13 protein-coding genes are annotated in these 13,817 nt (G+C 68.1%); 11 read left to right on the top strand and 2 right to left on the bottom strand.

Translation table 11 applies throughout. The annotated features are described in order from the left end of the window. From HOP12_13240 to HOP12_13265, 6 genes are all read left to right on the top strand, one after another. On the top strand, positions 1-566 hold a 566-nt coding region (locus HOP12_13240), incomplete at its 5' end, for a hypothetical protein (GenBank protein ID NOT35106.1). Next, positions 563-1,624: a serine/threonine protein kinase gene (locus HOP12_13245; protein ID NOT35107.1), complete on the top strand. Its 1,062-nt coding sequence runs from the start codon at positions 563-565 to the stop codon at positions 1,622-1,624. The genes HOP12_13240 and HOP12_13245, both read left to right, overlap by 4 nt. A 72-nt stretch (positions 1,625-1,696) precedes the next feature. Further along, entirely contained in the window at positions 1,697-2,059 is a 363-nt protein-coding gene (locus HOP12_13250) for a hypothetical protein (GenBank protein NOT35108.1), read from the top strand. Between the two features lie 20 nt (positions 2,060-2,079). Then, positions 2,080-2,445 carry a VOC family protein gene (locus tag HOP12_13255; GenBank protein NOT35109.1) on the top strand — a complete coding sequence of 122 codons (366 nt, stop codon included), beginning with the start codon at positions 2,080-2,082 and terminating at the stop codon, positions 2,443-2,445. A gap of 149 nt (positions 2,446-2,594) precedes the next feature. Then, positions 2,595-3,749: a histidine kinase gene (locus HOP12_13260; GenBank protein NOT35110.1), complete on the top strand. Its 1,155-nt coding sequence runs from the start codon at positions 2,595-2,597 to the stop codon at positions 3,747-3,749. Further along, positions 3,746-4,549: a response regulator transcription factor gene (locus tag HOP12_13265; GenBank protein NOT35111.1), complete on the top strand. Its 804-nt coding sequence runs from the start codon at positions 3,746-3,748 to the stop codon at positions 4,547-4,549. Before HOP12_13260 ends, HOP12_13265 begins: the two co-directional genes overlap by 4 nt. 21 nt (positions 4,550-4,570) lie before the next feature. Here HOP12_13265 and HOP12_13270 read toward each other — a convergent pair whose 3' ends face one another. Continuing rightward, the gene (locus HOP12_13270) at positions 4,571-6,679 is read right to left on the bottom strand and encodes a T9SS type A sorting domain-containing protein (protein ID NOT35112.1); all 2,109 of its coding nucleotides are present in this window, start codon (positions 6,677-6,679) and stop codon (positions 4,571-4,573) included. Positions 6,680-6,872: 193 nt separating this feature from the next. On the opposite strand from HOP12_13270, the gene meaB reads away from it, so the two are divergent. Further along, complete coding sequence (gene meaB / locus HOP12_13275) at positions 6,873-7,904, top strand: methylmalonyl Co-A mutase-associated GTPase MeaB (protein NOT35113.1); 1,032 nt, start codon at positions 6,873-6,875, stop codon at positions 7,902-7,904. A gap of 7 nt (positions 7,905-7,911) precedes the next feature. Here the strand turns inward: meaB and HOP12_13280 are convergent, their stop codons facing one another. Continuing rightward, positions 7,912-9,135, bottom strand: coding sequence for an HDOD domain-containing protein (locus HOP12_13280; protein NOT35114.1), 1,224 nt, complete (start codon positions 9,133-9,135; stop codon positions 7,912-7,914). A 122-nt stretch (positions 9,136-9,257) separates the two neighbouring features. On the opposite strand from HOP12_13280, the gene msrA reads away from it, so the two are divergent. The 4 genes from msrA to HOP12_13300 form a co-directional block, all read left to right on the top strand. Next, the gene (gene msrA, locus HOP12_13285) at positions 9,258-9,809 is read left to right on the top strand and encodes a peptide-methionine (S)-S-oxide reductase MsrA (protein NOT35115.1); all 552 of its coding nucleotides are present in this window, start codon (positions 9,258-9,260) and stop codon (positions 9,807-9,809) included. Between the two features lie 219 nt (positions 9,810-10,028). Further along, the gene (locus HOP12_13290; GenBank protein NOT35116.1) at positions 10,029-10,709 is read left to right on the top strand and encodes a hypothetical protein; all 681 of its coding nucleotides are present in this window, start codon (positions 10,029-10,031) and stop codon (positions 10,707-10,709) included. Positions 10,710-10,750: 41 nt separating this feature from the next. Then, positions 10,751-11,443, top strand: coding sequence for a hypothetical protein (locus HOP12_13295; protein NOT35117.1), 693 nt, complete (start codon positions 10,751-10,753; stop codon positions 11,441-11,443). 44 nt (positions 11,444-11,487) lie between these two features. Then, on the top strand, positions 11,488-13,817 hold a 2,330-nt coding region (locus HOP12_13300), incomplete at its 3' end, for a protein kinase (GenBank protein NOT35118.1).

Genomic DNA, 13,817 nt, shown 5'->3' on the forward strand with positions numbered 1-13,817 from the left:
ACCTGGTCCAGGGCTTCTTCACCGAGGCGCTCGAGAAGGGCTATCTCGAGCGCTTCGAGCCGACGCGCGCACGGTTCCGCTCGTGGGTGCGCGTGTGCCTCGACGGATTCGTGGGGCACGCGCGACAGAGTGCGGCGCGTCTCAAGCGCGGCGGCGGCTGGATCGAGGAGTCGCTCGACGTGGTCGCAGGCGAGCGGGCGTTCGAGGCACTCGCGACCAGCGACGTCGGACCCGACGAGGAAGAGCTGTTCCGACGCGAGTGGGTGCGCGGGCTGTTCGAGGATGCGCTGGCGGCCCTCACCCTGCACGCTCGCGCGCAGGGCCGCGAGCTGGCGCTCGCGCTGTTCCGTCGCTACGACATCGAGTCCGACTCCGAGCACGCCGCCCCGCGCTACGATGACCTCGCGGCCGAGTTCGGAGTTCCGACCACCACGGTCACGAATCACCTGCATTGGGCCCGCCGGGAATTCCGGCGTCTGGTCCTCGAGCGATTGCGTGAACTGACGCTCGACGACGAGGAGTTCCGAATCGAGGCTCGCAGCCTGCTCGGGAAGCACGTCCCATGACGCACCTCGACGACGACGCGATCCACCGCCTGCAGCGCGTGCTGGACGCCCCCGACGCGGACGAGTCGCGCTACCGTGTCGGCGCGCGAATCGGGGAAGGCGGGATGGGCGTGGTGTACGAGGCTGAGGACCTGCACCTCGGGCGCCAGGTCGCGTTGAAGGTGCTGTCGCTCGAACGCCTGTCCGCCGACGCGGTCGAACGGATGACGCGCGAGGCGCGCGTGCTGGCCCGTCTCGAGCATCCAGGCATCGTGCCGGTCTACGACGTCGGCGCGATGCCGGACGGTCGCGCCTACGTGGCCATGAAGCGTGTGCGCGGCCGCCTCCTCGACGGCATCACGCCGGGGCTCTCGATCCGCGAGCGGCTGAGGCTGCTGCTGCGGGTGTGCGAGGCCGTGGGGTTCGCGCACTCGGCGGGAGTGCTCCATCGCGACCTGAAACCCGCCAACGTGATGGTCGGCGAGTATGGAGAAGTGCTGACGCTCGACTGGGGGGTCGCGAAGATTCGAGGCGCCTCGGCACTCGGTGGCGAAGCGCGAGAGGGCGAAGCGCGAGAGGGCGAGGCGCGAGAGGGTGGGACGCGAGGTGGTGAGACGCGAAGCGAGCCTTCGAGCGGTGCCACGCGCGACGGCACCATCGTGGGCACCCCGGGCTACATGTCGCCCGAGCAGGCGCGCGGCGAGATCGAAGCCCTCGACGAACGCAGCGACGTCTACGGCCTCGGCGCGATACTGCACTTTCTGCTGGTCGGCACTCCGCCCAGGGCGAGCACGGGACTGGGCGCCGAGGCCGCGGCGCTCGCGGCGGTCCCCGCACCGCTGCGTTCGATCGCCCTGCGCTCGCTCGCCCCGCTGCCGGCCGCGCGCTACGAATCCGCGAGCGCGATGGCCGCCGACCTCCAGCGCTGGCTCGACGGCAGCCGGGTCCTCGCGCACCGGGAGGGATGGATCGAACGGCTCGAGCGTGTCGCCGCGCCGCACCGCACCGCGATCGTGCTGGTGCTGGCCTATCTGGCGGTGCGCGCCGTAATGCTGGTCGTCTACGGCCGTTCACTTTGAGGAAAAGGATCTCCCCGGGACGCGTAACAGAATCGCGAAGGGGAGGTTCCACGCAATCACCTGGAGGTCGTGATGAACAAGATCGTGCTCGGACTGCTGCTCGGAGGCGTGCTCGGCGTACTCGACGGATTGACCGCGTGGTTCACCCCCGCCGTGCGCCCGATGCTGGCAGGCATCATTGCGGGATCGACGTTCAAAGGGCTGCTCGCCGGCGTGCTGATCGGATTCTTCGCGCGCAAGGTGCGTTCGCTCCCGCTCGGAATCGTGTTCGGACTTGCGGTCGGCTTCGCGCTCGCGTGGGCGGTGGCCGCGATGCCGGACGAAAGCGGCAAGCACTATTACTTCGAGATCATCCTGCCGGGTTCGCTGGTCGGCCTGATCGTTGGCTATGCCACGCAGCGCTACGGCCGGCTCCCCGAGCCCCGCAAGGCGTGATCGATCACGGGAGGAGCACCATGTCACGCGTGTTGCACTTCGAAATTCCCGCGGACGACACCGCTCGCGTCGCCAGCTTCTACCAGCAGGTGTTCGGCTGGAAGTTTCAGCGCTGGGAAGGACCGATGGAGTACTGGCTCGTGCAGACCGGGAGCGACGGACCCGGCATCGACGGCGGCATGATGAAGCGCGCTCAACCGGGCCAGGGACCCGTCAATACCGTCGGCGTACCGTCGCTCGACGATGCGATGAAGGCCGTGACCGCGAACGGGGGCGCGATCACGGTGCCCAGAATGGCGATCCCGGGGGTCGGATGGCTCGCGTACGCGGCCGACACCGAGGGCAACCCGTTCGGCATGATGCAGGCGGATTCCGGCGCGGCGTAGCACCGCCCGCGGAACCTCTGGCCCCGGATCCGCCGCGGTTCGCCCCTGCGAGGGCGCCCGTGGCGGAATTCCGCGACATCGCCGCCGGAATCCGACCACACTGACTCCCATGGTCACTCGCCGCGGATCCGGGCTGCTACGCTGAGGTCATGTGCCCATCTCCTTCGGCGCTCGCGCACGGTCTTCTCCCGGATGCCGAAGCCGCAATCTCTCCGGACCTGGATCGATCGGTGCAGTTGCCGGTGCCATGGTCGCGCGTGTGGCTGTGGTCGTTCATCGGGTGGACGGCGTACGTCGTGATCATCACGCTGGAGATCCACCTCGCGAATCTCAATCAGGTCAACCCCGGCGGCCGGTATCCTCCGCTGTGGCGCCAGTTCATGATTCAGTCCGTCGGGGGCATCTACTGGTTCGTCTGTACCCCTGTGGTCTTCGCAGCCTCGAGACGATGGCCGCTGATCGGTCGCGGCGCTCTCCGACATGTCGCCATTCTGATCGCGATGGGATTCACGCTGCATGCCGGTGGGATCCTGACCGAGCACTGGACGTGGCCACTGGTCCGCCGCTCCACTCGCCCGGCTCTGCCGTCGCATCTGCTGTACGGCGTCATCTATCAGATGCTGATCTTCGGGATGGTCGTGGCCGCCGCGCACGCGGTCGACTTTCGGGCGCTGTGGCGGCGCGGACGATTGCAGGCGCTCGAGCTGCGTTCGCAGCTGCTCGAGGCGCGACTTCAGGCGCTCAGCATGCAGCTCGAGCCGCATTTCCTTTTCAACACGCTGCACGCCATTTCCGAGCTGGTCTATCGCGATGCGCGGGCGGCCGATCAGGCGATCGCGCGCCTCGCCGATCTGTTGCGAAGTACGACCGCGAACGCAGGCCGCCCGCAGATCGCGCTGGCGGAGGAAGTGGGGATGCTCGAGGCGTATCTCGACATCCTGCGATTGCGCTTCGGTGACGAGCTTCGAATCACGTGCCGCGTGGATCCGGAGTTGCGCGACGCGCGCGTGCCTCCGTTGCTCATTCAGCCGCTGGTCGAGAACGCGATGCGTCACGGGCTGCGCGCAGGGGCCGGTGTGATCCGCATCGACGTGCTCGAGGACGGCGGCCGATTGCGCATCGACATCGCGGACAGCGGGGTCGGCTTCTCGTCGCTGGCGCCTCGCGAAGGTGTCGGACTGAGCAACACGCGACTGCGTCTGCAGCACCTCTACGCGGATCGCCACGTGGTGGAGTACGGTCGCGCCCCCGAGGGCGGTGCGCTGGTCCGAATCGTACTGCCGATCGAGGGAGCGACGTCATGATCCGCACGGTGATCGTCGAGGACGAGTCGCTGGCGCGCGACAAGCTGCGCAGGCTCCTGGCGCGAGCCTCCGATGTCGAGCTGGTGGGAGAGGCCGCCACCGCCGAAGAGGCGATCGCGATCGTTCAGGAGCTTCGTCCGGACCTCCTGTTCCTCGACATTCGGCTCGACGATCGTTCCGGCTTCGAGGTCCTGGAGGCGCTGGGTCGTGACCGCACGTCCGGGCCGCTCGTGGTGTTCGCAACCGCCTACGACGCGCATGCCGTTCGCGCCTTCGAGGCGCGAGCACTCGACTACCTGCTCAAGCCGTTCGACGAGCGTCGCTTCGACGAAGCGCTGTCGCGAGCGCGCGAGCGGCTGACGCGTCTCGAGGGGAGCCCCGACTTGAGGGGGCTGCTCGAGGAATTGCGCGAGCGCCAGGCCGCGCTCGAACGGCATCTGGCGAGCCACGCCGGTGGCTACTCCGACCGCGTGCTGGTGCGGGATGGCGCCGAGATGCGGCTGGTCGCGCTGCGCGAGGTCGATTGGGTGAGCGCAGCCGACAACTACGTGGAGCTGCACGTACAAAGCGCCAAGCATCTGTTGCGAGAGACTCTGGCGCGCTTCGAGCAGCGGGTCGAGCCGCACGGCTTTCTGCGTATCCATCGAGGCGTGCTGGTGAATCTCGAACGGGTGCGGAGCCTGCGCCCGACCGCGAGCGGCGACCTCGAAGCCGTGCTCGTCGACGGGACGACGCTTCCGATTTCCCGCAGCCACCGCGGACGGATCGCCGCGCTGCTCGGCGGCGATCGCCCGCTGTAGCACTTTCGAGTTCCGTGGCCGTCACTCGATGACGACCGCCCTGACGGTTGCGTGGCGTCCACTCTGCGTGAGCCGGACGAGATAGACGCCGGTGTGGAGACGTCGCGTCGCGCCGAACGTGAATCGCCGTTCGCCGGGCTCCGGGGTGGCGAGCGATTCCATCGCCACTCGTCGGCCGGTCGCGTCGAACACCTCGAGGACTGCGGGGGCCGAGGATTCGAGCGCGAACGCGACGTTGAGGCGGCCCGATGCCGGGTTGGGATGAACGCCTCGAATCGCGAGTCGAGACACCTGGGGGACGTCGACCCAGACCTCGCCGGCGCGCCGCAGTCCGCTCTCGTCCAGCACCACGAGGCGATAGCCGTAGCGCGTCCCGGCGCTCACCGTCGCGTCCGCGAACGTCACGCCGCCGTCGGGGAGCTGGTGAAGTTCGCGCCGCCGCGCATCGGCGCCCAGCGAAGCGTCGGTGCCGATCAGGCTCACCCACTCGCCGGCCGTGCCGCGACGCTCCACGTCGACGGCGCGCGCCCCGGATCCCGACAACCGCCAGCGCAACTCGACTCGATCCGGCGCGGCCGTGGTGGTCGCGTGCGAAACGTCGACGGCGGTCGCTCCGTCTTCGGCGATCAGGAGTCGCGAGTCCGCGGCGATGGCGGTGCGCACTTCGCGCAGGCCGCTCGGCCACTCGATCAGCAGCGAATCCACGATCGTCGCTGCGCCAAGCCCGAAGTGCACGGTCAGGCTGCTCTGCCCTCCGAACGTGTTCTGCGCCGAGACCTCGCGGGTCATCCAGCGCGGAGTGCCGCCGATCACCGCGCGTGCGCGTACCAGCGCGCCGATCGCGGCGCGATTCGACTGAGTGCCGACCAGCCGGAGCTTGAGCCAGTGGTTGCCGAGTGCGGTGCTGTTCCGATAGAGGCCGTGCAGTCCGCTCGGCCCCGAGACGAACAAGTCCATGTCGCCGTCGTCGTCGTAGTCGGCGGAGGCGGCTCCATAGTGAGGTCCGGCGACCGTCAGCTGCGCGAGATTGATGTTCGTGAACGTGCCGTCATTGTTGTTGCGATAGAAACGGGTCAGGCCGGTCGCGTCGTTCGTCACCAGGCAGTCGAGATCGCCATCGTTGTCGAAGTCCTGCCACACCGAGGCGAGTGAAAACAGGTTGTCGGTCACGATCGTTCCGGCGGTCGTGATCGATGTGAAGACCCCGGTCCCGTTGTTTCGATACAGCCGGTTCGGCGCGGAGCCGGCGTAGTTCGTGAGATAGACATCGAGGTCGCGATCATTGTCGTAGTCGATCCAGTTGTAGACCTGTCCATCCTGAAGGTCGGTGCCGAGTGGTCCGCTGTTGATGCGCTCGAACCAGCTCGCCGCCGCTTCATTGCGATTGACGTACAGGAAGTCGCGCGCCAGCGTGCCGGTGGCGGGCCCCGAGGCGATGAACAGGTCCGGATCGCCGTCATGGTCGTAGTCGGACCAGGTGGGAATCGTGTACGGCGCCGGCGCCAGCGTCATCGCGGCGGTGTCGACGAGCGCGAACGCGCCGCCGCCGAGGTTTCGGAACAGGCGATTGTTGCCGGTGATGCCCATGAAGTTGATCGCCGCCGCGGTCACCAAGTCCACGCGACCGTCGCGATCGTAGTCGGCGAAGGCGCAACCCCAGCTCGAGTTGGCGAGCGTGTCGCCGATCGCGCCACCGGTGAGCTTGGTGAACTGCGTGCCGTCGTTTCGATACAGCGCGGAGCCGTTCGAGGGGTCCGGGGTTGCGAGTGCCGTGGCGCCGCCCGAGACGAACGCGTCGAGGTCGCCGTCGTTGTCGATGTCGGCCCAGCTGTTGCCCTTGCCCTCACCCTGGCTCGGCAGTGCGTTCGGCACCAGCACGAACACCCCCGCGCCGTCGTTACGGAACAGTCCGACGGTGCTCACGAACAGGTCGTCGTCGCCGTCTCCGTCGTAATCGATCCAGCTCGCTCCGGTGTACTGGAGTGTCGAACCACCGGCTGTGAAGATCGGATTGGACGCGTCGGTGACGCGCTGAAAGGTCTGAGCTCCGGCGGTTGCAACCGAGAGCAGCAGGGCGGCGAGGCCGGCCGAAGTGGAAAGGGCGTTGCGGCGTAGCGAATGCACGATCATGAGCCAGCCTCCCAAGTTGAGGATGCGATTCCCGGTGACACTGAGCATTCGGCGTTCGGGGTTCGAATGCACGCGATCAGGGGCACCCCGCCACGGGGGCGGGGCGAGCTGCGTGCGGGGCGCGCGAGTCGCGCCTTGACCCTCCCGGGAGTGGCTCGTAAGGTGCCCCGCCGTCCCCAAACTCAGGCCCCTCGTGACCCCGAGCTCGCTTTCAACTTCGGAAGTTTCGGATCTCGTCGCCCGCATCGAGCAGGGCGATCGGGTCGCTCTGGCACGCGCGATCTCTCGGGTCGAAAACGAGACTCCGGGCTCGATCGCGATCCTCGATGCGTGTTTCCCGCGCACCGGTCGCGCATTTCGAATCGGTGTGACGGGGCCACCCGGTGCCGGCAAGAGCACGCTCGTGACGCGACTGGCTCAGGAGTATCGGAGCCGCGGCGAGACCGTCGCGATCGTGGCGGTCGACCCGACCAGTCCGTTCACCGGCGGTGCACTGCTGGGCGATCGCGTCCGCATGGGGGAGCTGGCGGGCGACGACGGAGTGTTCATCCGTTCGATGGCGACGCGCGGCAGCATGGGTGGGCTCGCGGTCCAGACCGCGCAGGTGTGTGATGTGTTCGACGCCGCCGGCTTCTCGCGCATCCTGATCGAGACCGTCGGCGTCGGGCAGAGCGAGTTGGAAGTCGCGCAGACCGCCGACTCGACAACCGTGGTGCTGGTGCCCGAATCCGGCGATGCCGTGCAGGCCATGAAGGCGGGCCTGATGGAAATCGGCGATCTGTTCGTTGTGAACAAGGCCGATCGCGATGGCGCTGATCGCGCGGTGTTCGCGATCCGCTCGGCCCTCGAGCTGCGCTCGATCCGCAGCGAGTGGAACGTGCCGGTGCTGCTCACCGCGGCTTCGATCGGGCGCGGCGTGTCCGAGTATGTGGAGCGGCTCGAGGAGCATCTGGCATTTCTCGCGGGTCGCGGTGATCTCGAGCGCCGGCGCCGGGAGAGACTCTCGCAGCGGCTCGACGATCTGGTTCGCGATCGGCTGTGGAGCGGCTTTCGCTCACGCGTGACGCGGGAGAGTCGCGAGTCGCTGGTAGTCGCGATGCTCGAGCGCCGCATGACGCCGCACGTGGCCGCGGATCGACTGCTCGAGTCCGCGGAGCGCGCTGCGTCACCGACCGCGCCGCCGACGGCGTCACCGACCGCGCCGCCGCGCGACGCGGAGACTTGAGCCTCGCTCAGGCGGCTGCGCTGGTCTCGGCCCACTGCAGGGAGCTGACGTAGGCATCGGTCAGCGCGCGCTCGTCGACCGCGCACTCGGTTCGCACCGATTCGACCGTCGGCCAGTCCCCGCGTTCGTAGGCCATCACGATGCGCAGCACCGCGCCGAGCCGGCTCCCGCCGTCGAGCAGCGCGGTCCGAACCATGTCGGGCACCGCGAGTGCCGTGAGCACGTCGCGCAGTGAGCGCCCGAGCATCGCTTCCGCAGTCGACAGTATGCCGGTGAGAAACAGCTCGGAGTCGTGGTGCTCGAGCCCGGCCGGGGGCCCGAGTTGCTCGGCGAATCGCGCGCGGGTGAGCGCGGTGATGGCCAGCTCGTGCGGCTTGTCGCCGGCAAGCCTCAGGAAGCCCATCATCATGGCCCACTTCCTCAGCGGCCGAACGCCCATGAGCATGAGCGCGTGACCCACCGAACGAATCTCGTGCCGCCAGCCGAACGCCGCCGAGTTCAGATATCGCAGCAGCCGTAGGGTCATCGCGACGTCGCGCCGAAACAGTTCTTCGAGCTGCTCGAACGAAACTTCCGATCGGCTGACCTCGGCGAGGAAGCGCATCTGACTGAGCTGTGACGGTGCAAGGTCGCGGGTCTCGATCATCTCCGGCTGGCAGAAGTAGTAACCCTGGAACAGGTCGTAGCCGGCGGCCATCGCGCGTCGATGCTCCTGCGGCGTCTCGACCTTTTCCGCCACCAGCGAGAGGCGCTTGCCGCGCAACCGGGAGGTGAACCCCGGCGTCAGCGCCTCCGGGGTCTGGCGCAGGTCGACCTTCACGATGTCGGCGTACGCGAGCAGTGGCTGCGAGTGCGGCGCGTCGGTGAAGTCGTCGAGCGCCAGCCGATAGCCGCGGCGCTTGAGTTCACGGCACGCCTCCAACACCTCGGCGTCGCCGTGCACGGATTCGAGCAACTCGATCACGGTGCGCTCGCTCGGCAGCATGCGGTAGAACTCCTGCAGCAGAGCGCCCCGGGACAGGTTCACGAATGCCAGCCGCTCGCCGACCAGGGCGTCGAGGCCGAACGCCGCGGTGCTCTGTTCGATGTTGATCGCCGACGCGGACTCGACGTCGCCGCCGGTGAAACGGTTCTCGGCGCTGCCACGAAACAACAGTTCATAGCCGTGCACCGCCGCGCGGCGATCGAAAATCGGCTGGCGGGCGACGAAGATGGTAGGCGGGCCGGGCACGTGCGGCACTCCTGACGGGTTGAGGGCTCGAGGGTCGGCGGGTGCGGGCTTGCCGGCCCTCGAGAGTGTCGGCACGAACCGCCGGCTTTTCAGCCGTGAAACCAGCGGGTAGTGTGCCGACCATGAGCGACGCGACGCCGAATCTGGACACCGCCACCCTCGGCGGAGGCTGTTTCTGGTGCCTCGAGGCGGTGTTCGTCGAGTTGCGAGGCGTGACCGGTGTGACGTCCGGATACGCCGGGGGAGCCGGCCCGAATCCCACCTACGAGGCGGTGTGCGGTGGCCGCACCGGCCACGCCGAGGTGGTGCAGGTGAGCTTCGATCCGCAGCAGATCACGTTCGACGACCTGCTCGAGGTGTTCTTCTCGATCCACGATCCGACCACGCTCAATCGCCAGGGCGCCGATGTCGGAACCCAGTATCGCTCCGTTGTGTTCTGGAACTCGGACGACCAGCGAGCGGCGCTGGAGCGCGTGGTGGCCCGGATCGTGGCAAGCGGCGTCTTCGACGATCCGATTGTGACCCAGAGCGAGCGCCTGCAGGCCTTCTATCCGGCCGAGGCCGAACACCGCGACTATTTCGAGCGGAATCCGAACCAGCCCTACTGCGCCGCGGTGATCGCCCCCAAGGTTGCGAAGTTCCGCAAGCACCACCTCGATCGGCTCCGGGCGTAACGACGCGAGGGGTTTCAGAGCACCAAACCCCTGCCAGAGGGTGGAAATCCTCGGGATTTCCTTGGTCGGCGGCGCTCCGACCCTTACTCTTGACGCGGCATTCAGAGTCCGTGGCCCGAAAACCCCCTCCTCGTGGCCGATGTCCGAACCATCCCAACGCATCCCTGGCCCCTCACCGCATGGACGATGGCGGAGCGCAAGCCGGGTCGCGAGGTATTCATGAAGCGATTGGCGACACTTGTGGTGCTCGCAGTGGCGTGTCTGCTCGCTCCGACGCACGCCCACGCGCAGCTGTTGTTGTTCGACTACGTCGGATTCGACTACGAGGATCCGGATCTCACGCCGTCGGTGTTCGGCGCGCCGGGAGATGGTTACGTCGGCATCGGTGAAGTGCCGGTGCTGTCGGCCCCGCTCAGCTCGAACCCGGCCCTCAATCAGTACACCTACGTGATCACCGGACTGATCGCGACCGCGCAGAACACGGTCGGGCCGTTCGTCGTGACCTCGTACACCTCGCCCGGCACGCTGACGATCTACGAGGATCCGATCAGCACCGGTACCGCGTTCGACTACGGAGTCACGCCGCCCAATGCGAGCGCACCGTCGAGCTTCAACGACGGCACCGCGATTCTGATCGGCGAGCTTCGCAACTTCACGTTCATCTTCAACACAGCGACCAACAGCGGCAGCTACGAAGCCGAGTACGAGGTCGTCGGTGGCTCGCAATACGTCGCGATCCCGGCCAACCAGCGCAGCGGCTGGACGTTCTCGGGCGTGACTCGCAACACCACGTCGATCCCGTCGGGGTACGCGCATCAGGCCGATGGACAGACGTTCCTCGACGCCCCGACTCCCGCGCAAAACCGCAGCTGGGGTTCGCTCAAGCGGAGCTACCGCTAAGTCCACGCATCGGCGGTTTCCCCCGCCGCGGAGGTTTTCTCATGAAGCGGTACTCGATGCTTGGCGCGGCGCTGGTCGCGCTCACGATGGCCGGGACCTCGTTCGCGGCGCCCGCGATCGACTGGGATCCGGCGTACTACTACGAGGCCGGCGCGACATTCTCGTCCTCGACTCCGGGCAACGAACTCCGGATCGTCGGTCTGGTCAGTGCATTCGGACCGCCGTTCTCGGATCTCGACGCGAACGATCCGACCAAGGAGTACACGTTCCTGGTCTCGGGCCTGATCTCGAACGGCACCACGACGGTCGGCTCACCGGGACTGCAGTTCTACACCACGACCTACACCGGCGGCACCATCACGTTGTATGAAGGCACGCCGCGAAACTCGGTGTTCGATCCGTCGCCGCCGAACGCGAACGTCCCCTCGACGTTCGTGGATGGCACCGTGCTGCTGACCGGCATCATCTCCAACTTCTTCACCCAGGCCAACGACTTCACCACGTTCCAGGTCGGGAACTCCGAAGGCGTGATCACCTGGACCGGCGGCAGCCTGTTCTCGCGCGTGAGCGCGGGCGGCTTCCCGTGTCCGAGCCTGTTCACGGGCGGCATGACGTGGCGGCCGAGCGTGATGATCGCGGGCTATCTGTTCCGGCACGATGGCAAGATCGACGTCGACTGCCCGACGTCAGCGCGCTCCAGCACCTGGGGCAGCATCAAGTCGCTCTATCGGTGAAGCAGTCGTAGAATGCGGTGCCGCGCGGCACGCGCGGCACCGCCATGAGTGAACTCCCCGCATCGTTCGGCCACTACCGCGTCGTCGGTCGCCTCGGCGCCGGCGGCATGGGACAGGTGTTGCTCGCCCACGACCCGCGACTCGAGCGCGACGTGGCGCTCAAGGTGCTGCCGCCCGAACTGGCGCGCGACCCCGAGGCGCTCGCGAGGTTCCGCCGAGAAGCGCTGATGCTGGCGTCGCTGAATCATCCCAACATCGCGACGCTGCACGGCTTTGAAGAGGATCAGGACGGCACCGTGGCGCTGGTGCTGGAGCGTGTCGAGGGCGAGTCGCTCGCCGATCGCACCGCGCGCGGGCCACTCGCCACCGAGGAAGCGCTGCGGGTCTGTGCGCAGATCGCCGAGGCGCTCGAAGTCGCGCACGAGCGCGGCGTCATTCACCGCGACCTGAAGCCGGGCAACGTGATGATCGGCCCGCGCGGGCTGGTCAAGGTGCTGGACTTCGGGATCGCCAAGCGCGCCAGCGAGCCGGCCGAGAGAGCGGCGCCAGCTGCGACCGGCGCCATCACGATGATCTCGCCCCCGCCGTCCGCACCGGCAGCGGCCGACCCGCCGTCCGCGCACGCGGACGAGACGTTCGTGGGACCTCGAACCGAAAGGCCGGTCGCGGCGTCGCGCGCCGACGCTCCGATCACCCAGTGGGGTGTCGTGGTCGGCACGCCGAGCTACATGAGCCCCGAGCAGGTCCGCGCGGGCGACCAGGATTCCCGCACCGACATTTTTTCGTTCGGGTGCGTGCTCTATGAATGCCTGACCGGCCTCCGCGCGTTCCGAGGCGATCACACGCACGAGGTCATGCAGCGCGTGCTCGATGAGACACCGGACATGCAGGCGATTCCGGCCGCCGTCTCGGCTCAGGCGCGCACGCTCATCGAGCGTTGCCTCGAGAAGGATCGCGATCGACGCCTTTCCGAGGTGCGGGACGCGCGTTATCAACTCGAGGAGATGCTCGGCATCCGCCGCGCCTCCGCGGTGCGCGGGGGCGAAGCGCCGGCGACGCCGAACAACCTGCCTGCCACGCTGTCGCGATTCATCGGGCGCGAGGCGCTGATCGCCTCCGGGACGAAGCGGCTCGCGGCCACGCGATTGCTGTCGCTCGCCGGCATCGGCGGCAGCGGCAAGACGCGCCTCGCGCTGCGCATCGCGGAAGAGTCGTTCGGCTCGTTTCCCGACGGCGTGTGGTTCGTGGACCTGATGTCATTGCAGGAGCCGGATCGGGTGCCCGAGTCGGTGGCACGCGTGGCGGGCGTGACTGAGGATCCCGGCACTCCGGTCGTCGAGGCACTCGCGCGCCACTTTCGAACCCGCCGTGCGCTGCTGCTGATGGACAATTGCGAAGACGTGATCGCGGGCTGCGCGCCGCTCGTCCAGCGCCTGCTCGCCGATTCGCCGGGCCTGCGGGTGCTCGCCACCACGCGTGAGCCGTTGGGCGTGGCGGGTGAAGAGGTAACCGCGGTGCCCCCGCTCGCGCTGCCACCCGATCCGGCGCGCGCGAGCCTCGAGGCGATCGCCGCCAGCGAATCGGTGGCGCTGTTCGTCGAGCGCGCGAAGCAGGCTCAACCAGGCTTCGAGTTGAGCGCGGCCAACGCATCCGCGGTCGCCGCCGTGTGCCGGCACCTCGACGGGATTCCGCTCGCGATCGAGCTGGCCGCGGCGCGCACGCGCGTGCTCTCGATCGACGAGATCCGCGCGCGGCTCGGCGATCGGTTCAAGCTGCTCGGCGGCGCGACCACCACGCTGGTCGGGCGGCGCCAGACGCTGCGGGCCACGATCGCCTGGAGCGTCGACCACGTGGCTGCGGACGAGCGCGAGCTGTTCCGAACCCTCGCGGTGTTCGTGGGCGGCTGGACACTCGAAGGCGCCCTGGCGGTGAGCGCCGGCGAGCCCGACGAGTTCGATCTGCTCGACGCGATCCAGCGCCTGGTACACAAGTCGCTCGTGGTGGTGATGCCGTCCAGCGGGGGTTCGACCCGCTATCGCTATCTCGAGAGCGTGCGCGAGTTCGCGCTCGAGCTGCTGGCAGCGGCTGGCGAGCGAGACGGCGTGTGCGACCGCCACCTTTCGTACTTCGCGAATCTCGCCGCCGCCTCGCCGGCGGCGCTCGCGGGCCCCGATCAGAAGTCCGAACTGCTGAGACTCGATCTGGCGCACGACGATCTGCTCGCGGCGTTCGCCTGGAGCGCCGGTCGTCCGGACGGCGCGCGACTCGGGCTGCGGCTGGCGGGCTCGATGTGGCGTTACTGGTCGGCGCGCGGGCACTTTGCACTCGGCCGCCGCACGCTCGCCGAGTCGCTCGCGCGCGACACGGCGCTGAC

Source organism: Candidatus Eisenbacteria bacterium, assembly GCA_013140805.1.
Lineage (GTDB): Bacteria > Eisenbacteria > RBG-16-71-46 > RBG-16-71-46 > RBG-16-71-46 > JABFRW01.

Coding starts and splice junctions, on each gene's coding strand:
- HOP12_13270 (NOT35112.1), bottom strand. CDS start 6,679: ATGATCGTGCATTCGCTACGCCGCAACGCCCTTTCCACTTCGGCCGGC.
- HOP12_13260 (NOT35110.1), top strand. CDS start 2,595: ATGTGCCCATCTCCTTCGGCGCTCGCGCACGGTCTTCTCCCGGATGCC.
- HOP12_13290 (NOT35116.1), top strand. CDS start 10,029: ATGAAGCGATTGGCGACACTTGTGGTGCTCGCAGTGGCGTGTCTGCTC.
- HOP12_13265 (NOT35111.1), top strand. CDS start 3,746: ATGATCCGCACGGTGATCGTCGAGGACGAGTCGCTGGCGCGCGACAAG.
- HOP12_13245 (NOT35107.1), top strand. CDS start 563: ATGACGCACCTCGACGACGACGCGATCCACCGCCTGCAGCGCGTGCTG.
- HOP12_13250 (NOT35108.1), top strand. CDS start 1,697: ATGAACAAGATCGTGCTCGGACTGCTGCTCGGAGGCGTGCTCGGCGTA.
- msrA (NOT35115.1), top strand. CDS start 9,258: ATGAGCGACGCGACGCCGAATCTGGACACCGCCACCCTCGGCGGAGGC.
- HOP12_13295 (NOT35117.1), top strand. CDS start 10,751: ATGAAGCGGTACTCGATGCTTGGCGCGGCGCTGGTCGCGCTCACGATG.
- HOP12_13255 (NOT35109.1), top strand. CDS start 2,080: ATGTCACGCGTGTTGCACTTCGAAATTCCCGCGGACGACACCGCTCGC.